This window comes from Nocardiopsis dassonvillei (assembly GCF_964273065.1).
GTDB classification, from domain to species: domain Bacteria; phylum Actinomycetota; class Actinomycetes; order Streptosporangiales; family Streptosporangiaceae; genus Nocardiopsis; species Nocardiopsis dassonvillei_B.
This window is the reverse complement of the sequence record NZ_OZ186815.1, coordinates 2,955,010-2,979,942: the sequence shown is the minus strand read 5'-3', so window position 1 is coordinate 2,979,942 and position 24,933 is coordinate 2,955,010. Positions and strand designations below refer to the sequence as shown.

Here is a 24,933-nt window from a genome sequence, read left to right as displayed (position 1 = left end):
TGGGGCATGGCCCGCGCTGAACTCGACAAGAAGCCCCAGGACGTCGCGGCGATGTTCGACGGCATCGCCGATCGCTACGACCTCGTCAACGACGTCATCTCCCTCGGTCAGGACCGCGCCTGGCGCCGGGCGACCGTCAACGCCGTCGACGCCCACAGCGGAGAGCTGGTCCTGGACCTGGCCGCGGGCACCGGTACCTCCTCGGAGTCCTTCATCCGCAAGGGCGCCCGGGTGGTCGCCTGCGACTTCTCCCTGGGCATGCTGTCCACGGGGGTCCGCCGCCGCGGCGGCGCCTCGCGGGGCGGGGTCACCTTCGTCGCGGGCGACGCGCTGCACCTGCCCTTCGCCGACGAGACCTTCGACGCGGTGACCATCTCGTTCGGCCTGCGCAACGTCAACGACGTGGACCGCGCCCTGCGCGAGCTGCTGCGGGTCACCAAGGTCGGCGGCCGGGTGGTGATCTGCGAGTTCAGCCATATCCCGGTGGAATTCGTCGACCGCCTGTACTCGACCTACCTCATGGCCGCGCTGCCCAGGATCGCGGGTCTGGTGTCGGGCAGGGGCGAGTCCTACAACTACCTCTCGGAGTCGATCATGGCCTGGCCCGCCCAGGCCGACCTGGCCCGCGACCTCCAGGACGCGGGCTGGTCCCGGGTCGCCTGGCGCAACCTGTCGTGCGGGATCGTCGCCCTCCACCGTGGCTTCCGGGAGCAGTAAAAGCGACATAAGGCGCATCTGGCTGCCTTCTTCTTGAATAGCTTCAAAGCTCGCAAAACCCGGGGAACTCTGTGTTCCCCGGGTTTTTCTTGTGCACCTTGTGGCGGGTGTGGCGACGAAAAGGGGGATGAGCTGCTTATTTGTCAGTCTGTGGCGGCTTTGGTGGCTCTCGTGTGCCTATGGGGCTATTGAGAATGTTTCGTTCCGTATACCCCCCGGGGCTCGCAACCGCGCCCCCAGGGGGCTAGACTGCCGAAAAGAAGCTTGTGAAGTGCTTCACAAGGACACGAGGGATGGGACACATGGCCCTATGTCGGACATGACGTAAGTCCTCAACCGTACAAAGCGCCTGGTCGCGACTCCGGCACGCAGAGCCACCGGCCGGACCGTGGCCCGGACACCCCGTAACGCCGAGAGAACACGACACAGGACAGCCCCCCGTGAGCGGGTCGAACCCCGCACAGGCCCGCCACGGTGCACCCGCGCGAGCAGTCGAGGACACACCCGTGAGCGAGACAGCCACCTCCTCTCCCGGCCGCAGAGGCCCAGGCCGGGACCGAGTCGAGTACGACGCCGACGTCATCGTCGTCGGCGCCGGACCGTCCGGCTCCACCACCGCCTACTACCTGGCCCAGGCCGGGCTCGACGTCCTCCTCCTGGAGAAGACGGCCTTCCCCCGGGAGAAGGTCTGCGGCGACGGCCTCACCCCCCGGGCGGTCAAACAACTCACCGCCATGGGTGTCACCTTCGAGGACGAGGGCTGGGTCAAGAACCACGGCCTGCGCATCGTCGGCGCCGGCGCCCGACTCGAACTCCCCTGGCCCGACCTGGCCGCCTACCCCGGTTTCGGCCTGGTGCGCACCCGCTTCGACTTCGACCAGATCCTGGTCGACCGAGCGGTCACCGCGGGTGCCAAGCTCCTGGAGCGCACCACCGTCACCGGCCCCCTCATGGACGAGCGCAGCAACCGCATCGTCGGGGTCCACGCCAGGAACGCCGACCGCGAGCCCGTGTCCTTCCGGGCGCCGCTGGTCGTCGCCGCCGACGGCAACTCCTCGCGGCTGTCCGTCGCCATGGGCATCCGCAAGCGCGACGACCGCCCCATGGGCGTGGCCGTGCGCACCTACTTCACCAGCCCCCGGCACGACGACGACTTCCTGGAGTCCTGGCTGGAGCTGTGGGACAGGAGCGGCGACAAGGACGTGCTGCTGCCCGGCTACGGCTGGATCTTCGGCGTCGGCGACGGCACCAGCAACGTCGGCCTGGGCATCCTCAACTCCACCGCCTCCTTCCAGGACGTCGACTACCGCAGGCTGCTGCGCCGCTGGACCGACTCCATGCCGCCGGAGTGGGGCTTCACCGAGGAGAACCAGACCACCCCGATCCGCGGTGCCGCCCTGCCGATGGGCTTCAACCGCGTACCGCACTACTCGCGCGGCCTCATGCTCGTGGGCGACGCGGGGGGCATGGTCAACCCCTTCAACGGCGAGGGCATCGCCTACGCCATGGAGGCGGGGAACATCGCCGCCGACGTGATCGTGCAGGCGCACGGGCGCTCCACCCAGCAGACCCGCGAGCGCGCCCTGCTGCGCTACCCGCAGGTCCTCGCCGACACCTACGGCGGCTACTACACGCTGGGCCGCTACTTCGTGAAGATGATCGGCCAGCCCGAGTTCATGAAGTACGCCACCAAGTACGGCCTGCGCCAGCGCACCCTCATGAAGTTCGCGCTGAAGATGCTCGCCAACCTCACCGAACCCACGCAGGGCGACGCCATGGACAGGGTCATCAACGGCCTGTCCAGGATCGCCCCCGCGGCGTAAGCGGCCCCGCGCCCCGGCGCGGCCGCCCGCAGCCGTGACCGGGGCCGGGACGGATCAGAGAAGAGCCCGCACAAGTGAAAGCAATCACAAGCGCGACGCCCCGTGCCCGCGCCGAACAGCCGGAAGGAGGGTGACCGGTGGAGCTCTACGCACCGATTTTCGTGCTCGGCGGGATCGGCGCCGCGTTCGTCGTGGTGTCCATGGTCGCCGGGGCGCTGCTGGGACCCAAGCGCTACAACCGCGCCAAGATGCAGGCCTACGAGTGCGGCATCGAGCCCACTCCGCAGCCCGCCGGCGGCGGCCGTTTCACCGTCAAGTACTACCTGACGGCGATGATGTTCATCATCTTCGACATCGAGATCATCTTCCTCATCCCCTGGGCGGTGCACTTCGACGCCCTCGGCTGGTTCGGGCTGATCGCGATCGTCCTCTTCCTGGTGAACGTGTCCATCGCCTACGCCTACGAGTGGCGCCGCGGGGGCCTGGAATGGGACTGACCCCGCGACCCCCCGCACCCCGCGTCCGCACCCCGCAGCCCCGTCCGGAGGAGGTCCGCAGCTGATGGGACTCGAAGAGAAACTGCCCAGCGGCGTCCTGCTCGGAACCGTCGAACAGGTCGTCGGCCTCGCCCGCAAGAGCTCGATGTGGCCCGCGACGTTCGGCCTGGCCTGCTGCGCCATCGAGATGATGGCCGTCGGCGGCCCCCACTACGACCTGGCCCGGTTCGGCATGGAGAAGTTCGGCGCCACCCCGCGCCAGGCCGACCTCATGGTCGTCGCCGGGCGGGTGAGCCAGAAGATGGCACCCGTCCTGCGCCAGATCTACGACCAGATGCCCGAGCCCAAGTGGGTCATCGCGATGGGCGTGTGCGCCTCCAGCGGCGGCATGTTCAACAACTACGCGATCGTCCAGGGCGTGGACCACATCGTCCCGGTCGACATCTACCTGCCGGGCTGCCCGCCCCGACCCGAGATGTTCCTGGACGCGGTGCTCAAGCTGCACGACAAGGTGCAGAACACCAAGCTCGGCGCGCACCGCGAGCAGGAGATCACCGAGACCGAGGAGCGCATGCTCCGCCGGTCGCTTCCCCTGGTGAGCAAGGACTGACATGAGCACCGACCAAGAGCGCGAACGAGACGAGGAGGCCGCGCGCCTCCCCGACAAGCTGGGCGAGGAGCGCCTGGCCGCGCCGATCAGGCGCACCGGCATGTTCGGCACGACCACCACCGGGGACACCTCCGGGTTCGGGCGGCTCCAGGTGCGGGGCAGCGCCCCCGTCTCCTCGCAGCGGCCCTTCACCGACCCGGACGACCCGCGCACCGCCGACTTCGACCGGGTGGCCGACGACCTGGAGGCCGCCCTGGGCGACTCCGCCGGAGTGGTGGAGCGGGTGGAGGTCTCCCGCGGGGAGCTCACCTTCCACGTGCGCCGCGAGTCCCTGCCCGAGCTGTTCCGCATCCTGCGCGACGACCCGTCCCTGCGCTACGAGCTGTGCCTGGGGGTGACCGGCGTCCACTTCCCGGACCAGGTGGGGCGGGAGCTGCACGCCGTCTACCAGCTCCGATCGATCACGCACAACAGCGCGATCCGGGTGACCACCACCTGTCCGGACACCGACCGGCACATCCCGTCGGTCGTCTCGGTCTACCCGACCAACGACTGGCACGAGCGCGAGGCCTGGGACTTCTTCGGGATCGTCTTCGACGGCCACCCGGCGCTCACCCGCATCCAGATGCCCGACGACTGGCACGGCCACCCGCAGCGCAAGGACTACCCGCTGGGCGGCATCCCCGTCGAGTACCGGGGCGCCACCGTGCCCCCGCCCGACCAGCGGAGGTCGTACACGTGAGCCCGCTCGTCACCCACCGCCCGCCCGTCGCCCACGGCCGCCCCCGACGGGCGGCCCACGGCCGACCGGCTCCCCGGCCCAGCAACCACCGGAAGGGAGGCACGGCATGACCGTCACCGAGGACTACATCGACGCCTCCGGCGGCGACTGGGACGATGTCATCGAGAAGGCCCAGGCCACCAGCGCCGAGCGCCTCGTCGTCAACATGGGGCCCCAGCACCCGTCCACCCACGGCGTGCTCCGCCTCATCCTCACCCTGGACGGCGAGACCTGCACCGAGGCCCGGGTCGCCATCGGCTACCTGCACACGGGCATCGAGAAGAACATGGAATACCGGACGTGGACGCAGGGCACCACGTTCGTCACCCGCATGGACTACCTGACGCCGCTCTTCAACGAGACGGCGTACTGCCTGGCGGTCGAGAAGCTGCTGGGCATCGAGGACCGGATCCCGGACCGCGCCAACGTCATCCGCGTGATGATGATGGAGCTCAACCGGATGGCCTCGCACTTCGTGGCGATGGCGACGTTCGGCATGGAGCTGGGCGCCACCACCGTCATGACCAACGGCTTCCGTGACCGCGAGATGATCCTGGACATCTTCGAGCTCGTCACCGGCCTGCGGATGAACCACGCCTACGTCCGCCCCGGCGGGGTCGCCCAGGACCTGCCGCCCGGCGCGGTCGGCAAGGTGCGCGAGCTCCTCAAGGAGATGCCCGGGCGCATCGGGATCATGCGCAAGCTCCTCGACGAGAACCCGGTCTACCTGGCCCGCACCAAGGACGTCGCCTACCTCAACCTGCCGGGCTGCATGGCCCTGGGCGTCACCGGCCCGCTGCTGCGGGCCTCGGGCCTGGCCTACGACCTGCGCAAGGCCAAGCCCTACTGCGGCTACGAGGGCTACGAGTTCGACATCCCCGTCTCCGACGGAGGCGACGTCTACGCCCGCTACCGGGTGCGCATCGCCGAGATGGAGGAGAGCCTCAAGATCGTCGAACAGTGCCTGGACAAGCTGGAGCCGGGCCCGGTGATGATCGAGGACGCCAAGATCGGCTGGCCCGCCAAGCTGGCCCTGGGGCCGGACGGCATGGGCAACTCGCCCGACCACATCGCGCACATCATGAGCAGCTCCATGGAAGCGCTCATCCACCACTTCAAGCTGGTCACCGAGGGCTTCCGGGTCCCGGCGGGCCAGGCCTACGCGGCCGTCGAGAGCGCCAAGGGCGAGCTCGGGTGCTACGCGGTCAGCGACGGGGGCACCCGCCCCTACCGCGTGCACTTCCGCGACCCCTCCTTCACCCACCTCCAGGCCGTCGCCGCCATGTGCGAGGGCGGCACGGTGGCGGACGTGATCGCGGCCGTGGCCAGTATCGACCCGGTGATGGGAGGCGTGGACCGGTGAGCGGACACGACCACGACCACGACCACGGTGCGCCCGCGATCCCGGAGGGGACCGAAACGTTCCCCGCCGAGGTCGTCGCGCGCCTGGAGCAGGACGCCAAGGAGATCATCGGCCGCTACCCGAAGCCGAGGTCGGCGCTCCTCCCGCTGCTGCACCTGGTGCAGTCCGAGGAGGGCCACGTCAGCCGTGCCGGGATGCGCTTCTGCGCCGACCAGCTCGGCATCACCCTGGCGGAGGTGAACGCGGTCGCCACGTTCTACACCATGTACCGCCGCCGCCCCGGCGGCGAATACCAGGTGGGCGTGTGCACCAACACCCTGTGCGCCGTGATGGGCGGGGACGAGATCTTCGCCGCCCTCAAGGAGCACCTGGGCGTCGGCAACAACGAGACCACCGGGGACGGCAAGGTCACGCTCGAGCACGTCGAGTGCAACGCGGCCTGCGACTTCGCGCCCGTCGTGATGGTCAACTGGGAGTTCTTCGACAACCAGACCCCCGACTCGGCCAGGAAGCTCGTGGACGACCTGCGGCTGGGCAACGACGTCGCGCCCACCCGCGGCCCGGCGAGCCTGTGCACCTGGAAGCAGGCCTCCCGGGTGCTGGCCGGCTTCGACGACGGCCGCGCCGGAGAGGGAGTGCAGGCCGCGGGCCCCTCGCTCGCCGGCCTGAGGATCGCGAGGGAGAGGGGCTGGACCGCTCCGGACCCCGCCGACCTCCCCCGTCCCGCCCAGGGTGAGGAGGAGGCCAAGTGACCACCCTGACCCCGGTCCTGTCCCACAACTGGGACCGACCCGACTCCTTCACCCTGGAGGGCTACCGGGCCGACGGCGGCTACCAGGCCCTGAGCAGGGCGCTGGCCATGGAGCCCGACGCCATCGTCGACCTGGTCAAGCAGTCCGGCCTGCGCGGGCGCGGCGGCGCCGGCTTCCCCACCGGCATGAAGTGGGGGTTCCTGCCCGCCGACAACCCCAACCCCCGCTACCTCGTCGTCAACGCCGACGAGTCCGAGCCGGGGACCTGCAAGGACATCCCGCTGATGCTCGCCAACCCGCACTCGCTGGTCGAGGGCGTGGCGATCGCCTCCTACGCGATCAGGTCGAGCCAGGCGTTCATCTACGTGCGCGGTGAGGTCGTCCACGTCATCCGCCGCCTGCGCAAGGCCGTCGCCGACGCCTACGCCGCCGGGCTGCTGGGCAAGGACATCCTCGGCAGCGGCTTCGACCTCGACGTGGTCGTCCACGCCGGGGCGGGCGCCTACATCTGCGGCGAGGAGACCGCCCTGCTGGACTCCCTCGAGGGCTACCGGGGCCAGCCCCGGCTCAAGCCGCCGTTCCCCGCCGTCGCCGGGCTCTACGCCTCGCCGACGGTGGTGAACAACGTCGAGTCCATCGCCAGCGTCCCCAGCATCGTGCTGGGCGGCGCCGAGTGGTTCACCTCGATGGGCACCGAGAAGTCCGCCGGGTTCGGCTTCTTCTCCCTGTCCGGGCACGTCACCCGGCCCGGCCAGTACGAGGCCCCGCTCGGCATCACGCTGCGCGAACTGCTCGACATGGCGGGCGGGATCCGCGAGGGCCACAGCCTCAAGTTCTGGACACCGGGGGGATCCTCCACCCCGATCTTCACCGAGGAGCACCTGGACACCCCGCTCGACTTCGAGTCGGTGGGAGCCGCCGGGTCCATGCTCGGCACCCGGGCGCTCCAGATCTTCGACGAGACCACCTGCGTGGTCCGCGCCGTCGGCCGGTGGATCGCCTTCTACGCACACGAGTCCTGCGGCAAGTGCACTCCCTGCCGCGAGGGCAACTACTGGATGGTCCAGGTGCTGGACCGCCTGGAGCGCGGCGAGGGGTCCGAGGCCGACCTCGACAAGCTCCTGGACATCTGCGACAACCTGCTCGGCCGGTCGTTCTGCGCCCTCGGCGACGGTGCGACCAGCCCGGTCATGTCGTCGATCAAGCACTTCCGCCAGGAGTACATCGACCACGTGGAGAAGGGCGGCTGCCCCTTCGACCACTCCAGGTCCACCCTCTGGGCGGACCGGCCGACCACGACGGGAGGGAACCCGTGACCGTCACCTCCAACACCCCGGGCGGAGCGGCCCCCGCGCCCCCGCCCGAGGACCTGGTCACCGTCACCATCGACGGTTTCCGCATCCAGGTGCCCAAGGGCACGCTGCTCATCCGGGCCGCCGAACTCCTCGGGATCCAGATCCCGCGCTTCTGCGACCACCCGCTCCTGGACCCGGTCGGGGCCTGCCGCCAGTGCCTGGTGGAGATCCCCGACATGGGCAACGGGCGCGGTATGCCCAAGCCGCAGGCGTCCTGCACCATCACCGTGATGGAGGGGATGGTGGTCAACACCCACCTCACCTCCCCGGTGGCGGAGAAGGCCCAGCGCGGCATCATGGAGTTCCTGCTCATCAACCACCCGCTGGACTGCCCGGTCTGCGACAAGGGCGGCGAGTGCCCCCTGCAGAACCAGGCCATGTCCACCGGTCGGGGCGAGACCCGGTTCGTCGACGTCAAGCGGACCTTCCCCAAGCCGATCCCGCTGTCCAGCCAGGTGCTGCTCGACCGGGAGCGCTGCGTGCAGTGCGCCCGCTGCACCCGGTTCGCCGCCCAGATCGCCGGGGACCCGCTCATCGAGCTGATGGAGCGCGGCGCCCAGGAGCAGGTCGGCATCGCCGGGGGCGAGCCGTTCAACTCCTACTTCTCCGGCAACACCGTGCAGATCTGCCCGGTGGGCGCCCTCACCGGGGCGGCCTACCGGTTCCGGTCCCGCCCCTTCGACCTGGTCTCCACCCCCAGCGTCTGCGAGCACTGCGCCGACGGCTGCGCCCAGCGCACCGACCACCGGCGCGGCAAGGTCACCCGCCGCCTGGCCGGCGACGACCCGCAGGTGAACGAGGAGTGGAACTGCGACAAGGGCCGGTGGGCGTTCGCCTACACCACCCAGGGCGACCGGCTCTCCCGGCCGCTCGTGCGCGACGAGGACTCGCGGGCCCTGGAGTTCGCCTCCTGGCCCGAGGCGGTCTCCATCGCCGCCGCCCGGCTGGCCGCCGCACGCGGCCGGGTCGGCGTCCTGGCCGGCGGGCGCCTCACCTACGAGGACGCCTACGCCTACGCCAAGTTCGCGCGCGTCGCCCTGGGCACCAACGACGTGGACATGCGGGCCCGTCCCCACTCGCGGGAGGAGGCCGACTTCCTGGCCGCCCGCGTAGCCGGGACCCCGATCGGCGTGGACTTCACCGCCCTGGAGAAGGCGCCGGCCGTGCTCCTGGCCGGGTTCGAGCCCGAGGACGAGTCGCCCCTGGTGTTCCTGCGGCTGCGCAAGGGCCACCGCAAGCGCGGACTGAAGGTCTACTCCGTCGCCGGCCACGCCAGCCTCGGCCTCACCAAGACGGGCGGCACCCTCATCGGCACCGTGCCCGGCGAGGAGGCCCGCGTCCTCAACGCCCTGGAGGACGAGGCGCCCGAGGCCGTCGAGGCCCTGGGCGCGGAGGGCGCGGTCATCATCGCGGGGGAGCGGCTGGCCGCCGTCCCCGGGGCGCTCACCGCCGCCGCGGCGCTGGCCGACCGCACCGGCGCCCGCCTGGTGTGGATCCCGCGCCGGGCCGGGGAGCGCGGCGCCATCGACGCCGGCGCCCTGCCCGGGCTGCTGCCCGGCGGCCGCCCGGTCGCCGACGCCTCGGCCCGCGCCGAGGTCGCCCGCGCCTGGAACGTCGGCTCGCTGCCGACGGAGCCGGGCCGGGACACCGCCGCCATCCTCGAGGCCGCCGCCCGCGGCGAGCTCGACGCCCTCGTCATCGCCGGGGTCGAACTCGACGACCTGCCCGACCCCGAGGCCGCCCGCGCGGCCCTGGCCCGGGTGCCGTTCGTCGTCAGCCTGGAGCTGCGGGCGAGCGAGGTCACCGACCGCGCCGACGTGGTGTTCCCCGTCGCCGCCGTCGCCGAGAAATCCGGCACCTTCGTCAACTGGGAGGGCCGCCACCGGCCCTTCGGCGACGCGCTCAAGGTCCCCGGAGCCCTCTCCGACCTGCGGGTCCTGGCGGCCATCGCGGACGAGATGGACGTCCACCTGGGCCTGCCCGACTCCGCCACCGCCTACCGGGAGCTGCTCGAACTGGGCCTGTGGGCGGGGGAGCGGGCCTCCGGTCCCGCCGTCCGCCCGGCCGACGTCCCGCGGCCCCGCCCCGGCGAGGCCCTGCTGTCCACCTGGCGCCAGCTCCTGGGGACCGGGCGGATGGAGGACGGCGAGCCGTTCCTGGCCGGGACGGCCCGACCCGCCCGCGCCTACCTGTCCAAGGCCACGGCCGACGAGGTCGGGGTGCCCGACGGCGGATCGCTCCGCGTCACCGGCACCCGGGGCTCGGTCACCGTTCCCGTGGTCGTCACCGACATCGCCGACCGGGTCGTCTGGCTCCCGGCCAACGCGCGGGGCTGCGACATCCGTCGCGACCTCGGCAGCGGCGCGGGCGAGACGGTCCTGCTGTCGGCGCCGACCACCGCCGGGAGGCACCAGTGACCCCCGTCGCCACCAGCGTGGCGCACCTGGCGTCGGAGGAGACGCTCAGCGCCTTCGGCAACGACCCTTGGTGGATCACCACCATCAAGGCGCTCGCCATCTTCGTCTTCCTGATGGTGTGCGTCCTGATGATGATCATGGCCGACCGCAAGGTCATGGGCCGCATGCAGCAGCGGCACGGCCCCAACCGGATGGGCCCCTGGGGTCTGCTCCAGTCCCTGTTCGACGGGATCAAGCTCTCCCTCAAGGAGGACCTGATCCCCCGGGGCGTCGACCGGCTGGTCTACATCGCCGCGCCCGTGATCGCCGCGGTCCCCGCGTTCATCGCCTTCTCGGTCATCCCGATCGGGCCCGAGGTGAACCTGTTCGGGGTCCTCACCCCGCTCCAGCTCACCGACCTGCCCATCGCCGCCCTGGTCGTCCTGGCCACCGCGGCGCTGGGGGTGTACGGGTTCGTGCTCGGCGGGTGGGCGTCCCAGTCGCCCTACGCCCTGCTCGGCGGCCTGCGCGCCTCCGCCCAGGTGATCAGCTACGAGATCGCGATGGGCCTGTCGTTCGTCGCGGTCTTCATCATGTCCGGCACGCTCACCACCTCCGGGATCGTGGAGGCCCAGCGCGGACTGTGGTTCGCGGTGCTGCTGCTGCCGTCGTTCCTCATCTACCTGGTCACGATGGTCGGTGAGACCAACCGGCTCCCGTTCGACCTGGCCGAGGGCGAGGGCGAGATCGTCGGCGGCTTCATGACCGAGTACGGGTCCATGAAGTTCACGATGTTCTTCCTCGCCGAGTACGTGAACATGTGCACGGTCGCGGCCGTGTCCGTCACGCTCTTCCTCGGCGGCTGGTACGCCCCCTTCGGGATCGGCACCGCCTTCCCCGGGGCCAACGAGGGCTGGTGGCCCGCCCTGTGGTGGCTGCTCAAGTTCGTCGGCGTCATGTTCCTGTTCATCTGGGCGCGCGGCAGCCTGCCCCGGGTCCGCTACGACCAGCTCATGCAGTTCGGCTGGAAGGTCCTCATCCCGATCCAGCTGGTGTGGATCACCGCCGTCGCGGTCGTGCGGATGCTCGTCCTGGACGGCGCCTCCCCGGTCGTCATCGGGGCGGTCGTCGCGGCCTTCACCGCGGCCACCCTCCTCGCGTTCTACGCCTGGCTCCGCGCGGTGCGCCGCGAACGGGCCGAGGAGGCCGCGCAGCGCGCCGAGAACAACCGCCGCGCCCACGAGGACTCCGCCTTCGGCGGGTTCCCGGTGCCACCGAGCACCGCACCGCACTACGGCAGCAGCGTGCTCGCCGAACCGCCGCGGACGGCGGCCGCCTCCGCGACCCAACGCGTCAAGCAGAAGGGGGAGGTCACCGGTGCTTGATTGGCTCAATCCCGTCAAGGGTTTCGGCGTCACCTTCCACACCATGTTCAAGAAGGTGCCGACCGTCGAGTACCCGGAGGTCAAGCGCCCCACGGCGCCGCGCTTCCACGGACGGCACCAGCTGAACAGGTGGGCGGACGGGCTGGAGAAGTGCATCGGGTGCGAACTGTGCGCCTGGGCCTGCCCCGCCGACGCCATCTACGTCGAAGCCGGTGACAACACCGACGACGACCGCTACTCGCCCGGCGAGCGCTACGGGCGGGTCTACCAGATCAACTACCTGCGCTGCATCCTGTGCGGGCTGTGCGTGGAGGCGTGCCCGACGCGCGCCCTCACCATGACCAACGAGTACGAGCTCGCCGACGACAACAGGCAGAGCCTGATCTGGACCAAGGAACAGCTCCTGGCCCCCCTCAAGGAGGGCATGGAGGCGCCGCCGCACCCCATGCGCCTGGGCGAGTCCGACCTGGACTACTACGCCACCGGCCGCGGCCAGCACGGCACCCAGGACGGGCGCCACGAGGGCACGGAGGCGGTCCGATGACCTCCGCCGGCCTCTTCTCCCCCTCCTACGGACCGCACCTCGCCGCCCCCATCGGCGGCGGGGAGGCCTCGGCCTTCTGGATCCTGGGCGCCGTGGTCCTGCTCGGCGCCCTGGGCGTCGTGTTCTCGCGCAAGGCCGTCCACTCGGCCATGTCCATGGCGCTGACCATGGTGGGCCTGGCGATCTTCTACGGGATCAACGCCGCCCCCTTCCTCATGGTCGTGCAGATCGTCGTCTACACCGGCGCGGTCCTCATGCTGTTCCTGTTCGTGCTGATGCTCATCGGCGTCAGCTCCGCGGACTCCCTCAAGGAGACCCTGAGCGGGCAGCGGCTGCTCACCGCGGTCGTCGCCCTGTGCTTCGTCGGCGCCCTGGCCACCGGTGTCGCCCGCATCTCCGTGGGCGACCCGGTCGGCCTGGCCGCCGGGACCGCCGCCGCGGGCGGCAGCATCCCCTGGATCGCCGGGGAGCTGCTGCTGCGCTACGTGGTCGCCTTCGAGGCCACCGCCGCGCTGCTGGTCACCGCGGTCCTGGGCGCCCTGGTGCTGGCCCACACCGGCCGCACCAGGAAGCGGCGCACCCAGCGGGAGATCTCCGAGGACCGCATCCGCGGCGACCACCCGACCCCGCTGCCCGGGCCCGGGACCTACGCCCGGCACAACGCGATCGACATGCCCGCGCTGCTGCCGGACGGCCAGGTCGCCCGGCTCTCGCTCAACCCGGTGCTCACCGCCCGCGACCCCGAGTACCAGTCGCGGGTGCCCGAGGACGTCCGGGCGGGGCGCCCGCCGCTCCCCGGCGGGGCGTCGGACTCGGCCCGCTCCAAGGAGGGCGGGCCCACCGCCGGGGCCGGGGACCACCCGGACGGGGCGGACGCCCGCACCACGGACGAGGCCCAGGAGAACGGCGACGGGCAGGAGGTGGAGTCGACATGGACCCGATGAACTACATCGTCCTCGCGGCGCTGCTGTTCACCATCGGCGCGGTCGGCGTGCTCATCCGGCGCAACGCGATCATCGTCTTCATGTGCGTCGAGCTGATGCTCAACGCCTGCAACCTGGCGTTCGTCGCGTTCGCCCGCATGCACGGCGACATCGAGGGGCAGGTCATCGCCTTCTTCGTGATGGTCGTCGCCGCCGCCGAGGTGGTGGTCGGCCTCGCGATCATCATGCAGATCTTCCGAACCCGCAGGTCCGCGTCGCTGGACGACGCCAACCTGCTCAAGCACTAGAAGGCGACGTGGCAGTGCAACATCACACTCACCTCGCCGCCGAGACCGGAACGGCGGTGGCCGCGGACGGAGCGGTGCTGTCGAACGCCTGGCTGCTCATCGCCCTGCCGCTGGTCGGCGCGGCGGTCCTGCTGCTGGGCGGCAAGCGGACCGACTCCTGGGGCCACCTGCTCGCCACGGCGCTGCCGGTGGGCTCCTTCGTGTGGGCGGTCCTCATCCTGTTCGACCTCCTGGGCCGGGCGCAGGACGCGCGCAGCGTGTCGGTGCCCGTCTACGAGTGGTTCTCGGTCGGCACGTTCAACGTCGGGGCGGACCTGCTGGTCGACCCCCTGTCCATCAGCTTCGTCCTGCTGATCACCTTCGTCGGATCGCTGATCCACGTCTACTCGATCGGCTACATGTCCCACGACCCGGGGCGGCGGCGCTTCTTCGCCTACCTCAACCTGTTCGTGGCGGCCATGCTGGTGCTGGTCCTGGCCGACAACTTCGCCCTGCTGTTCCTGGGCTGGGAGGGCGTGGGCCTGGCCTCCTACCTCCTCATCGGTTTCTGGCAGTACAAGCCGTCTGCGGCCACCGCCGCCAAGAAGGCGTTCATCATCAACCGGGTGGGCGACATGGGCCTGCTCGCCGCGATCATGATCATGTTCACCGCCCTGGGGGCGGTGGGCTTCAGCGACGTCTTCGCCGCCGTTCCCGACGCCGGGAACGGGGTGCTGGTCGCCATCGGCCTGTGCCTGCTGCTCGGAGCCTGCGGCAAGTCCGCGCAGCTGCCCCTCCAGGCCTGGCTGCTGGACGCCATGGAGGGCCCGACCCCGGTGTCGGCGCTCATCCACGCCGCGACCATGGTCACCGCGGGCGTCTACCTCATCGTCCGCGCCGGGCCGGTCTTCGAGGCCGCGCCCGCCGCGCAGACCACCGTCGCGGTGGTCGGTGCCGCGACCATGCTCGCCGGCGGCATCATCGCCTCCGCCAAGGACGACATCAAGAAGTCCCTGGCCGGTTCGACGATGAGCCAGATCGGCATGATGGTGCTGGCCGCGGGCCTGGGCCCGGTCGGGTACGTCGCCGCCATCGCCCACCTGATCACGCACGGCTTCTTCAAGGCCGGGCTGTTCCTGGGCGCCGGCTCGGTCATGCACGCCATGAACGACGGCGTCGACATGCGCCGCTACGGCGGACTGGCCCGGGCCATGCCGATCACCTTCGCCACCTTCGGCCTCGGCTACCTCGCCATCATCGGCGTCCCGCTGCTGTCCGGCTGGTGGACCAAGGAGAGCATCATCACCGAGGCCTTCGGCACCGGCGGCACCCAGGGCATGGTCCTGGGGACGGCGGTCATCCTCGGCGCCGGGCTCACCGCCTTCTACATGTCCCGCATGTTCTTCCTGACCTTCCTGGGCGAGAAGCGGTGGGACGAGGGCGTGCACCCGCACGAGTCGCCGGTGAGCATGACCGCCCCCATGGTCGTGCTGTCCATCGGCTCGGTGTTCCTGGGCGCGTTCCTGGTGTTCGGCGACCGGTTCGCGAACTTCCTGGCGCCCACGATCGGCGCCCACCCGCACCACTTCGACCTGGCGCACGCCTTCACCTCGCCCTACGGGCTGGCGGCGCTGGGCGTGCTGGTGGTCGGTGTGGCCGCGGCCTGGGCCGTGTACCTGCGCCGCCCGGTCGCGCGCACCGCGCCCGAGGGGAACCTCGTCACCGTCGCCGCGAGCCGCGAGCTGTACGGCAACGAGATCAACGAGGGGCTCTTCATGCGCCCCGGCCAGGTCCTCACCAAGGCGCTCGTCGTCATCGAGGACAAGGTCATCGACGGGTTCGTCAACGGGCTCGGCGCGGGCGTGCGCGACTCCTCCCGCGGGCTCGGGCGGGCGCAGACCGGCTTCGCCCGGTCGTACGCGCTCACCATGCTCTTCGGCGCCGTGATCGTCGCCGCGACGCTGGTTGTGAGGTTGTAGACAATGATCCCCTGGCTCACCATAGCGATCGCCCTGCCCGCGGTCGGCGCCCTGCTGGTCTGGGCACTGCCGCGCACCGGCGCGCCGGCACGGGCGCAGGCGGCCTCGGCGGCGGCCTCCGCCGCGGAGGAGGGGGGCGGCACCGCCACGGCGGTCCGCGCCCCCGCGGCCACCGCCGCCGGCGCGGCCTCCGCCGAGAACGCCAAGCGCATCACGCTCGGCGTCTCCCTGGCCACGCTGGCCGTGCTCGTCGTCATGGCACTGCGCTTCGACCTGTCGAACGCGGGCTCCCTCCAGTTCGTGGAGGAGTACCCGTGGATCCCCCGCTTCGGGGTCCACTTCGCCGTCGGTGTGGACGGCATCGCCCTCACCCTGATCCTGATGTCGGCGATCCTGGTCCCGCTGGTCGTCCTGGCGGCCTGGAAGGAGCACGACCACCGGGAGGACGGCGGGCGCGGCTACTTCGCGCTCATCCTGGCCCTGGAGGCCATGATGATCGGGGTCTTCGCGGCCACCGACGTCTTCCTCTTCTACGTGTTCTTCGAGGCCATGCTCATCCCGGTCTACTTCATGATCGGGCGCTACGGGCGCGGCGACGAGCGGGCCAAGGCAGCCGTCAAGTTCCTGCTGTACAGCCTCGCCGGCGGCCTCGTCATGCTGGTCGCCGTCATCGGGGTGTTCGTCCACGGCGGCACCTTCCTGTGGGCCGACCTGGTCGGGGAGGACGGGGCGCTGGCAGCCCTCGACCCGTCCACCGCCCGCTGGCTGTTCCTCGGCTTCTTCATCGCCTTCGCGATCAAGGCGCCGATGTGGCCCGTGCACACCTGGCTGCCGCAGGCCGCCGGGTCCTCCAGCCCCGGCACCGCCGTGCTTCTCGTGGGCGTGCTCGACAAGGTCGGCACCTACGGCATGCTCCGCTTCTGCATGGAGCTGTTCCCGTCGGCCGTGTCCTGGTTCGTGTGGCCCGTGGTGGCGCTGAGCCTGGTGAGCATCGTCTACGGGGCGGTCCTCGCCATCGGGCAGACCGACATGATGCGCCTGGTCGCCTACACGTCGATCTCCCACTTCGGGTTCATCACCCTGGGCATCTTCGCGCTGACCCCGCAGGCCCAGACCGGGGCCGCGCTGTACATGGTCAACCACGGGTTCGCCACCGGCGCCCTGTTCCTGATCGTGGGCCTGCTCGTGGCCCGCCGCGGGTCCTCGCTCATCGCGGACTTCAGCGGCGTGCAGAACGTGGCGCCCAAGCTCGCCGGGGTCTTCCTGGTGACCGGCCTGGCCGGGCTCGCACTGCCCGGGCTGGCCCCGTTCATCAGCGAGTTCCTGGTGTTCGTCGGCGTGTACGCGTTCAACCCGGTGCCCGCCCTGATCGCCGTGGTCGGCGTCGTGCTCGCCGCGCTCTACATCCTTTGGACGTACCAGCGCACCATGACCGGGCCGACCGCCGACGGCGTGGCCGGGTTCGAGGACCTGTCCGCACGCGAGGCGTGGGCCGTCGGCCCGCTGCTCGCGCTCATCATCGTGTTCGGGCTGTACCCGCAGCCGCTGCTCGACGCGATCGAACCGGCCGCGGAGCGCACCGTGGTGGCCACGGCCGACTCCGCCGAGGAAGGAGGCGCGGAGTGATCCCCCAGGACCTCCCCGTCATCACCCAGGAGGCACCGGTCCTCGACTGGTGGCTGCTGGCACCGCTGCTCACCCTGTTCGGCGGCGCGATGCTGGCCGTGCTGTTCGAGGCGTTCGTGCCCGCCGCGCGCCGCCGCCCGCTCCAGGTCGGCCTGGCCGCCCTGGCGCTGCTCGCGACGTTCGTGCTCGTCGTGCTCCAGGTCGGGTCGCTGCCCGACGGGCAGGCCGGGGTGACCGTCGGCGTCGGCTCGCTGGCCATCGACCGGACCGTGCTGTTCTTCCAGGGCACCATCACGGTGCTGGCTCTGGTCAGCCTGCTGCTCATCGCCGAGCGCCGCGACGGCCGGGACGCGTTCGCCGCCCAGGCCGCCGCCGTCCCCGGCAGCGAGGAGGAGCGGGCGCACATCCTCGCCGGGTCGCAGCACACCGAGATCTACCCGCTGGTGCTGTTCGCGGTGCTGGGGATGCTGATGTTCCCCGCCTCGAACGACTTCCTCACCATGTTCATCGCCCTGGAGGTGATGAGCCTCCCGCTGTACCTGATGTGCGGGCTGGCCCGCAGGCGCCGCCTGTTCTCGCAGGAGGCCGCCGTCAAGTACTTCCTGCTCGGTGCGTTCTCCTCGGCGTTCTTCCTGTTCGGCGCCGCCATGGTGTACGGCTACGCCGGGTCGGTGAACTTCGGTGAGGTGCGCGCCGCGGTGGAGAACGGCGGGGCGGCGATCTTCCAGGACGGCGACGGGCGGCCGCTGCTGCTCATGGGTATCGGCCTGGTCGCCGTCGGCCTGCTGTTCAAGGTCGGCGCGGTGCCGTTCCACAACTGGAAGCCGGACGTGTACCAGGGGGCGCCCACTCCCGTCACCGCGCTCATGGCCTCCTGCACCCTGGTCGCCGCGTTCGGCGCCCTGCTGCGGGTGTTCTTCGTCCCCTTCGGCGGCAGCGCCGGGGACTGGGAGCCGGTCCTGTGGATCGTGGCGGTCCTCACCATGGTGGTCGCCGCGATCGTCGCCGTGTCCCAGCGGGACATCAAGCGGCTGCTGGCCTACTCCTCGGTGGTGCACGCCGGGTTCATCCTCACCGCCGTGGTCGCCGGCAGCACCGACGGACTGGCCGGGGCGATGTTCTACCTGGCCGCCTACGGGTTCACCACGCTGGGCGCGTTCGCCGTGGTCACCCTGGTGCGCACCGCCGACGGCGGGCAGGAGCAGGGCGACCTGGACCGGTGGGCCGGGCTGGGCCGCCGCCACCCGCTGCTGGCGGGGGCGCTGTCACTGTTCCTGCTGGCGTTCGCGGGCATCCCGCTCACCAGCGGGTTCATCGGCAAGTTCGCGGTGTTCGAGGCCGCCGTCGCCGCCGGGGCCACCCCGCTGGTGGTCGTCGGCGTGCTCAGCAGCGCCGTCACCGCGTTCTTCTACGTCCGGATCATCGTTGTGATGTTCTTCCGGGATCCGGAGGCCGACGGTCCCACCGTCGTGCGGGCCGGTGCCGCCACCGGCGGGGTCATCGCCATCGGTGTGGCCGCCACCCTGGTGCTCGGCGTCTACCCGGGGCCGGTGCTCGACAACCTGCTGCCCTCCCCGGAGAGCGGGCAGGACCCCGTCTCGGTCATGGTGGACCAGGCGTCCACCGAGGCCGGACAGCCCTAGAAGGCCGCGGCCCGGGCCGGATGAGCCGCGTGAGCTGCGGTTCCGCTCCGGCCCGGGCCGTACCCGGGTGTGGCTTTGGATCATCATTCCCGGTCGGATACCGTGGCAAGTCGGATCATGTTCATGTGCTGAGCACGAGGCGCCCGCCGAGCGGCCGCCGCCGTGCCCGTTCAACAGGTGGAGCTTTACGGTGAGCGGTGCTGTCCCGAGCGGGTTTCTCGCTCTGCCGAGAGTCGACTCGGCCCTCGCCCGGGAGGTCCAGGAGGGTCTTGAGAGGGTCGAGGACCTCCTGCGGGAGTCGGTGCGGTCGAGCGACCCCATGCTGACCGAGGCGGCCTCCCACCTGCTGGAGGCCGGGGGCAAGCGGTTCCGGGCGATGCTGGTGCTGCTGGCCGCGCACTTCGGCGACCCCGACATGCCCGACCTCGCCCCCGCCGCCGCCGTGGTCGAGCTCACCCACGTGGCGACGCTCTACCACGACGACGTCATGGACGAGGCGGAGCTGCGCCGCGGCAAGCCCAGCGCCAACCAGCGCTGGGGCAACACCATCGCCATCCTCACCGGCGACTACGTCTTCGCCAAGGCCTCGGAGATCCTCGCGGACCTGGGCCCCGAGGCGGTCCGGCTGCAGGCCGAGACCTTCGGCCGACTGGTGCAGGGACAGATCCTGGAGACCTCCGGCCCGCCCGAGGGCGTCGACCCCCTCGACCACTACCTGCGGGTCATCGGGGACAAGACCGCCTCCCTCATCGCCTCCTCCGCCGAGTTCGGCGGCATGTTCGGCAAGGTCGACCCGGAGACCACCGGGACCCTCACCCGCGCCTGCGACGCGCTGGGGATGGCCTTCCAGCTCGCCGACGACCTCATCGACGTGGCCGCCGAGACCCGCGAGTCCGGCAAGGTCCCCGGCACCGACCTGCGCGAGGGCGTGCTGACCCTGCCGATGTTCTACGCGCTGCGCTCCACCGACCCGGCCGACGAGCGGCTCAAGTCGCTGCTGGGCCGTCCGCTCGGCGACGCCGAGGCCGAGGAGGCCCTGGGCCTGCTTCGCGCCCACCCGGCGATGGCCGAGGCGGAGAAGACCCTGCGCGGCTGGTCCGACAGGGCCCGCGCCGAGCTGGCCACGCTGCCCGCGGGCCCGGCCCGCGACGCCTTCGAGGCCCTGTGCGACTACGTGGTGGAACGCTCCGGCTGACCTCCCGCCACCGAGGCGCCGTCCCCCCGCGGGGGGACGGCGCCTCGGTCGTTCCCCGGCCCGGACGCGCCGACGGCGCCGCCGGGCCGTGCGGAGGAACCGGCGGGACGCCCCCGGGCGCGTCGGGGGCGTCCCGGTCCCCGGGCGGGTGCGGGCCCGGGGCGGGAGCCGCCTAGCTCACCAGGGGAAGGGCCTCGGAGCCGGGCAGCGGGTTCAGGAAGGTCGGGTGCGACACCATGCCCTCGGGGGTGGGCGGGGCCTCGGCGGTGCCGCCGTCGATGGACACCAGGTCGCTGGTGTCCAGGTCCTCCAGCAGTCCCGGACCGCGGCTCAGACCGGCCACCAGGTCCTCGACGGTGGTCATGTCGGGGCCCTCGGCCAGGGTCGGCAGCGACGAGGTGTCGGCGACCTGCGGCAGGGTCCCGTCCACGGTGGGCAGCCCGGTGCCCACCCGGGGCGGCTCGGCTTCGGCGAGGGGCCCGTCCAGGGCGACCATGTCGACCGAGCCCGGGTCGGTGGCGCCGGCCAGCAGCGCGCCGGTCAGGTCCGTCAGGCCGGGCGCCGACCCGGAGGGCATCTGCGCGATGGAGGGCGTCTCCAGGACGGCCGGGTCCCCGTTCAGGGCGGGCGCCTGCGGGGAGCCCTGGTGGACGGCCCCGGCGAGCCCGCTCTCGGCGTGCTCGACGGGGGCGGAGAGCACCCCCGAGTCCACCGGGCGGGCCTGCCCGGTGATGGGGGCCTCCAGGTTGCGGTTGCCGATCGCGCCCAGGATCTCCTCCTCGCCCAGGCTCACGTAGTTGTCGTCGGTGACCGGGTTGGACTCCACCACGTCCTGGAGGGCCTTGGGCGTCTCCAGGCCGAAGGCGTAGGCGAAGTCCCACATGTTCGGGAGCCCGGGCGCCTGGGCGCTCTGCCGCACGGTACCGGGGGCGGCGGGCAGGGCCGGGGCGACGTCCAGGACCTCGCTGACCCCCAGGGTGTTCTCGCGGGTGAGCGCGGTGGGGTCGGACAGGTCGACGGCCCCGGTCACGGTGTCGGCGTCGGGCAGCCGGGAGGCGTCCAGGCCCTGGGCCAGCTCGGCGGGCCGCGGCAGGTCGGAGAGCGTGGGGACGCCCATCTCGTCGCGGAGCCCGTGCACCGCGACCACGGTGTGCGGCAGGACCTCCGAGGCGGTCTCCTCCAGGGCCCCGCCGGCGCTCTGTGCGGTGGTCCCGAACTCCTCGCCCGCGGCGGTGGCCCGCTTCTCCACGGCCGCGCCCAGGTCGTGCCCGACGGTGTCGTGCGGGTTCCCGTCCAGGCCGGTGGCGTCCTGCGTCGCGGCGACGGCGTCGGCCAGCGCGGCGCTGGGGTTGGCGACGCCGCCGACCGGGGTGGCGATCTCCCGCTCACCCGCGGGCAGCATCGACGCCAGGTCGGGGGCGGGCTTCTCCGGGTTGCGGGAGGTCTCCTGGAGCTCGGCGAGCGTGGTCCCGGCGACCGGGCCCACCCCGCCGGGGAAGGCGGTGTTCATGGTCGGGGCGACGCCCTCCACGAGCGCCCGCTCGACGGTGGGGGCGATCTCGGCGACGGGGGAGGCGAGCGCCTCGGCCCCCGAGACACCGGCGCCGAGGGCGACGAAGCCCGCGGTTCCGGTGGCGAGCAGGACGGCCCTGGCTGAGATGCGCTTGGCCTGCGTCATGGGGTTCCTTCCGGAAGACTCTGTGGTTGCGGAGTGGTTCGGGGCGGCCGCGACATCGGGTCGCGGTCGGCCGGGAGCCGGTGGACCACCGGCTGACATGAATCTCGTGAGCGGGACCGCGACGGGGCGGTACGGGGCACGGGACTCAGGTCAGCTCCCAGAGCGGGAAGGCGCTGGGAACGGGTCCGCGGGAGGGGCCCGTTCCTAGTCGGGGGAGACCGTGGGGTCGTCGGCCGGGCCCGCGGGCACCGGGTGCACGGCGTCGACGGCGGTCGAGAGCGCGTCGGCGGCGGGCGCGGTCAGCGGCACGACGGTGAGGTACCCGGCGACGGCCGGTGCGCCCGCGCCGGAGGGCGCGGTGGAACCGGTGGAGAGCTTGGGCGCACCGGGGGCGGAGGCGTCGCGGTCGGCGGAGGCCGCGGTGCGGTGCTCGTCGACCGGCGCGGCCTCGGCCACCGCGCCTGCGGGGTGGTGCTGCGGGAGGAACCCGGGCTCGGCGGCGCGAACGCCGCCGCCGCGGGCCTCGCGGGCCCCGGCGCCGTCCCCGTCCCGCTCCCCGCGGTCGGAGGCGGGCCGGGGCGTGCCGGTGCCTCCGGCGGGCGCGGGCTCGGTCTCCTCCGGCTCGGCGGGCAGCACCCGCGTGGAGGCGACGTGGGCCACCAGGTTCTCCGCCTGGTCCCGGTCGACGGCCGCGAGTTCACGGACGACGCGCCGGGCGCCCTCGTGCACGCCCTCGCCGACCTCTGTGACGGAGGGGTCGGACAGCACGGTCGCGGAGTCCGGTCCGGTCCGCTCCTCCAGGCGCCGGTGGACGGTGCCCAGGGTCTCGGTCACGGGTGCGGCGACCTCGGCGACCCCGCCCTCCAACGAGGGCTCCAGGCCCCGGGCCAGGCCGGTGTCCAGGGAGGCGCCGCTCCGGTCCAGGCCCAGCGGCCCGGCGGTGTCGGCGTGCGCGGACGGCGCGCCGACCAGCCACAGGGCGGCCAGGGCCGCCCCGACGAGCAGCGGCAGGAGCAGCAGGGAGGGCGTGCGCACCACCGCGGCCGCGCGCGGGGCGCGTGCCGTGCGACTGGTGCGGGACATGAGAGTGCCCTCCGTGACGTGCTGCGGACCGTCGAGAACCGGGATGCACCCGGCTCGCGACTCGACGTTAGCACAGAGTCACGGATTGTAGTTTCGGTTCGCCGGAACCGGGAAGCCCGGGTCAGTCGCAGGGCTCGGCCGCGGGCCGCTCCCGGCCCCGCTCCGCCTCCAGCGCCTCGCGGCGCCGTACCACCGACCGCGCCCGGGCACCGCGTACCTGGTCGAACGCGAACACGCACAGCGCCAGCCACACCAGCGCGAACCCCGCCCACCGCGCGGGCGGCATGTCCTCGCCCTGCACCAGCCAGCCGATGAAGAACATCAGGGTGGGCGCGATGTACTGGAGCATCCCGATCACGCTCAGCGGCACCCGCCGGGCCGCCACCCCGAACATCAGCAGCGGCAGCGCCGTCACGAAACCGCCGCCGACCAGCAGCGCCGTGTGCACCGGGGACACCGAGAACGTCGTCCCCGCCCCGGAGGACTCCAGGAACAGCACGTAGCCCAGCGCGGGCAGGAACATCACCATGGTCTCCACGGTGAGGCTCTGCATCCCGTCCAGGTCCACGTACTTCTTCACCGCGCCGTAGGCGGCGAACGACGAGGCCATCAGCAGAGCCAGCCACGGCGCGACGCCGTAGCCCACCGTCATCACCGCGACCGCGAGCACACCCAGGCCCACCGCGACCCACTGCGCGGCGCGCAGCCGCTCGGAGAACACGACCACGCCCAGGCACACCGACATCAGCGGGTTGATGAAGTACGCCAGCGACGCCTGAAGGGTCTGCTCGATCGACACCGAGTAGATGAAACCCCACCAGTTGACGGCGATGAGGACCGCCGCGGCCGCCACCGGCAGCAGGCGCCGCGGGCTCCGGACCACTCCGGGCAGCCACTTCCAGCCGCGCCGGGCGAGCAGGAGGAACACGCACATCGCCAGCAGCGACCACACCATGCGGTGGGCGAGGATCTCGGCGGGCTCGGCGGCGGAGAGGAAGGGCCAGTACAGGGCCGCGAAGCCCCAGAGGAGGAAGGCGCCCGCCCCGAGGGCGACGCCGCGGTTGGAATCCGGCACGTCTGCAATCGTAGGACGAATCGTCCGACATGTCGCCTGTGTTCCACCCCTCACCTGCTCGCTAGAGTCGCGCCATGGACTGGGAAGAACGGATCGGCCGGATCAGGCAGGGGCGCAGCGGCGACCACCGCGCACCGCACAAACCCCTTCTGCTGCTGTACGCACTGGGTCACCACCAGCACCACGGCGACGCTCCCATCCTCTACAGCGCGGCCGAGGAACGCCTCCGGCTGCTGCTGGAGGAGTTCGCCCCGCCCACCAGGAGCGCGCCGAACCCGGCCCTGCCCTTCCACCACCTCGCCAACGACGACGGCCTGTGGGAGGTCGCCACCGACGACGGGCGGGACAGCCTGCCGCAGCCCTCCCGCCTACGCGGCTCCGGCGCCCGGGGGAACCTCGCCCCCGGGTTCTCGCGCGCCCTGGAGGAGGACCCGGGGCTGCGCACCCGCGTCGCCCGCCTGCTGCTCGACGCGAACTTCCCGTCCTCCCTGCACGGCGAGGTCCTCGCCCTGACGGGACTCTCCCTCGTCCCCGAGCGTTGGGCCGCCGCCGGAGACCGCGACCCCGCCTTCCGCGGGGCGGTGCTGGACGCCTACGGCCACCGGTGCGCGTTCTGCGGCTACGACGGGTGGATGGACGGCGTCTCCGTCGGCCTGGAGGCGGCGCACGTGCGCTGGTGGTCCCAGGCCGGACCGGACGCGGTGGACAACGGCCTGGCGCTGTGCGCCAACCACCACCTGTTCTTCGACCGCGGCGTGCTCGGCCTCAGCGCGGAGCTGACCCTGGAGGTCTCGCCGCGCTTCACCGCCCGCTCCGAGGAGGCCGGGCGGACCGTCACCGGACTCGCGGGCCGCGGCCTGCTCCTGCCCGACACCGCCCCGCCGGTCGCCGCCGACCACGTCCGCTGGCACCGCGAGCAGGTCTTCAAGCACCTCGCCCCGGCCTCCTGACGCCCACCCCTCTCCGGCGGCCCCGCCGGTGCTCCCGTCCACGCCCCGTCGGCTGTCAGCCGGTGCGGGACGAGGGCGGGGGCGGGGGGAGGTCCGTGGTGGACACGTCCTCCCCGTACGCCCGGGCGGCCTCCCGGTGGCGGCCCTCCTCCAGGCGCAGCCCGACCAGGCCGACCCTGTCGGACAGCGGATCGACGCCCGGTGGGCGGGGATCCCGAAGGCGGCGTACCCGTCGCGCCCGGTACGGCTGTCGCGCAGGACGCTGTCGGGG

21 protein-coding genes are annotated in these 24,933 nt (G+C 72.0%); 18 read left to right on the top strand and 3 right to left on the bottom strand.

The window, feature by feature from the left end:
- Positions 1-6: 6 nt before the first annotated feature.
- From ACSUPR_RS13130 to ACSUPR_RS13050, 17 genes are all read left to right on the top strand, one after another.
- On the top strand, positions 7-717 hold the full coding sequence (locus ACSUPR_RS13130) for a demethylmenaquinone methyltransferase (RefSeq protein WP_436891573.1): 711 nt from the start codon (positions 7-9) through the stop codon (positions 715-717).
- A gap of 506 nt (positions 718-1,223) precedes the next feature.
- Positions 1,224-2,540 carry a geranylgeranyl reductase family protein gene (locus ACSUPR_RS13125; RefSeq protein ID WP_436891572.1) on the top strand — a complete coding sequence of 439 codons (1,317 nt, stop codon included), beginning with the start codon at positions 1,224-1,226 and terminating at the stop codon, positions 2,538-2,540.
- 137 nt (positions 2,541-2,677) lie between these two features.
- The gene (locus ACSUPR_RS13120) at positions 2,678-3,037 is read left to right on the top strand and encodes an NADH-quinone oxidoreductase subunit A (protein WP_436891571.1); all 360 of its coding nucleotides are present in this window, start codon (positions 2,678-2,680) and stop codon (positions 3,035-3,037) included.
- A gap of 64 nt (positions 3,038-3,101) precedes the next feature.
- The gene (locus ACSUPR_RS13115; RefSeq protein ID WP_073383117.1) at positions 3,102-3,647 is read left to right on the top strand and encodes a NuoB/complex I 20 kDa subunit family protein; all 546 of its coding nucleotides are present in this window, start codon (positions 3,102-3,104) and stop codon (positions 3,645-3,647) included.
- Position 3,648: 1 nt separating this feature from the next.
- Positions 3,649-4,389 carry an NADH-quinone oxidoreductase subunit C gene (locus ACSUPR_RS13110; protein ID WP_436891570.1) on the top strand — a complete coding sequence of 247 codons (741 nt, stop codon included), beginning with the start codon at positions 3,649-3,651 and terminating at the stop codon, positions 4,387-4,389.
- 106 nt (positions 4,390-4,495) lie between these two features.
- On the top strand, positions 4,496-5,791 hold the full coding sequence (locus ACSUPR_RS13105; protein WP_436891569.1) for an NADH-quinone oxidoreductase subunit D: 1,296 nt from the start codon (positions 4,496-4,498) through the stop codon (positions 5,789-5,791).
- Between the two features lie 38 nt (positions 5,792-5,829).
- On the top strand, positions 5,830-6,543 hold the full coding sequence (gene nuoE / locus ACSUPR_RS13100; protein ID WP_436891993.1) for an NADH-quinone oxidoreductase subunit NuoE: 714 nt from the start codon (positions 5,830-5,832) through the stop codon (positions 6,541-6,543).
- Entirely contained in the window at positions 6,540-7,859 is a 1,320-nt protein-coding gene (gene nuoF, locus ACSUPR_RS13095; RefSeq protein WP_436891568.1) for an NADH-quinone oxidoreductase subunit NuoF, read from the top strand. The genes nuoE and nuoF overlap by 4 nt, the downstream gene beginning before the upstream one ends.
- Positions 7,856-10,315, top strand: coding sequence for an NADH-quinone oxidoreductase subunit G (locus ACSUPR_RS13090; RefSeq protein ID WP_436891567.1), 2,460 nt, complete (start codon positions 7,856-7,858; stop codon positions 10,313-10,315). The genes nuoF and ACSUPR_RS13090 overlap by 4 nt, the downstream gene beginning before the upstream one ends.
- Positions 10,312-11,679 (top strand): NADH-quinone oxidoreductase subunit NuoH, encoded by a 1,368-nt coding sequence (nuoH, locus tag ACSUPR_RS13085; RefSeq protein WP_436891566.1) that lies wholly within the window; start codon positions 10,312-10,314, stop codon positions 11,677-11,679. The genes ACSUPR_RS13090 and nuoH overlap by 4 nt, the downstream gene beginning before the upstream one ends.
- A complete protein-coding gene (gene nuoI, locus ACSUPR_RS13080; RefSeq protein WP_436891565.1) occupies positions 11,672-12,223 on the top strand; it encodes an NADH-quinone oxidoreductase subunit NuoI in 552 nt (183 codons plus the stop codon). Before nuoH ends, nuoI begins: the two co-directional genes overlap by 8 nt.
- A complete protein-coding gene (locus ACSUPR_RS13075; RefSeq protein ID WP_436891564.1) occupies positions 12,220-13,167 on the top strand; it encodes an NADH-quinone oxidoreductase subunit J in 948 nt (315 codons plus the stop codon). Before nuoI ends, ACSUPR_RS13075 begins: the two co-directional genes overlap by 4 nt.
- The gene (gene nuoK / locus ACSUPR_RS13070; RefSeq protein ID WP_220563458.1) at positions 13,155-13,454 is read left to right on the top strand and encodes an NADH-quinone oxidoreductase subunit NuoK; all 300 of its coding nucleotides are present in this window, start codon (positions 13,155-13,157) and stop codon (positions 13,452-13,454) included. Before ACSUPR_RS13075 ends, nuoK begins: the two co-directional genes overlap by 13 nt.
- Before the next feature lie 14 nt (positions 13,455-13,468).
- On the top strand, positions 13,469-15,412 hold the full coding sequence (gene nuoL, locus ACSUPR_RS13065) for an NADH-quinone oxidoreductase subunit L (RefSeq protein ID WP_436891992.1): 1,944 nt from the start codon (positions 13,469-13,471) through the stop codon (positions 15,410-15,412).
- A 3-nt stretch (positions 15,413-15,415) separates the two neighbouring features.
- Positions 15,416-17,038, top strand: coding sequence for an NADH-quinone oxidoreductase subunit M (locus tag ACSUPR_RS13060; RefSeq protein WP_436891563.1), 1,623 nt, complete (start codon positions 15,416-15,418; stop codon positions 17,036-17,038).
- On the top strand, positions 17,035-18,681 hold the full coding sequence (gene nuoN, locus ACSUPR_RS13055; RefSeq protein WP_436891562.1) for an NADH-quinone oxidoreductase subunit NuoN: 1,647 nt from the start codon (positions 17,035-17,037) through the stop codon (positions 18,679-18,681). The genes ACSUPR_RS13060 and nuoN overlap by 4 nt, the downstream gene beginning before the upstream one ends.
- A 190-nt stretch (positions 18,682-18,871) precedes the next feature.
- Positions 18,872-19,876, top strand: coding sequence for a polyprenyl synthetase family protein (locus tag ACSUPR_RS13050; RefSeq protein ID WP_436891561.1), 1,005 nt, complete (start codon positions 18,872-18,874; stop codon positions 19,874-19,876).
- 172 nt (positions 19,877-20,048) lie between these two features.
- Here ACSUPR_RS13050 and ACSUPR_RS13045 read toward each other — a convergent pair whose 3' ends face one another.
- The 3 genes from ACSUPR_RS13045 to rarD form a co-directional block, all read right to left on the bottom strand.
- Positions 20,049-21,554, bottom strand: a complete 1,506-nt coding sequence (locus ACSUPR_RS13045) for a hypothetical protein (RefSeq protein WP_436891560.1) — start codon at positions 21,552-21,554, stop codon at positions 20,049-20,051.
- A 204-nt stretch (positions 21,555-21,758) separates the two neighbouring features.
- Entirely contained in the window at positions 21,759-22,637 is an 879-nt protein-coding gene (locus tag ACSUPR_RS13040) for a hypothetical protein (protein ID WP_436891559.1), read from the bottom strand.
- 121 nt (positions 22,638-22,758) lie between these two features.
- Positions 22,759-23,712 (bottom strand): EamA family transporter RarD, encoded by a 954-nt coding sequence (gene rarD, locus ACSUPR_RS13035; protein ID WP_436891558.1) that lies wholly within the window; start codon positions 23,710-23,712, stop codon positions 22,759-22,761.
- 74 nt (positions 23,713-23,786) lie between these two features.
- On the opposite strand from rarD, the gene ACSUPR_RS13030 reads away from it, so the two are divergent.
- Positions 23,787-24,662, top strand: a complete 876-nt coding sequence (locus ACSUPR_RS13030; RefSeq protein WP_436891557.1) for a phosphorothioated DNA-binding restriction endonuclease — start codon at positions 23,787-23,789, stop codon at positions 24,660-24,662.
- Positions 24,663-24,933 lie beyond the last annotated feature (271 nt).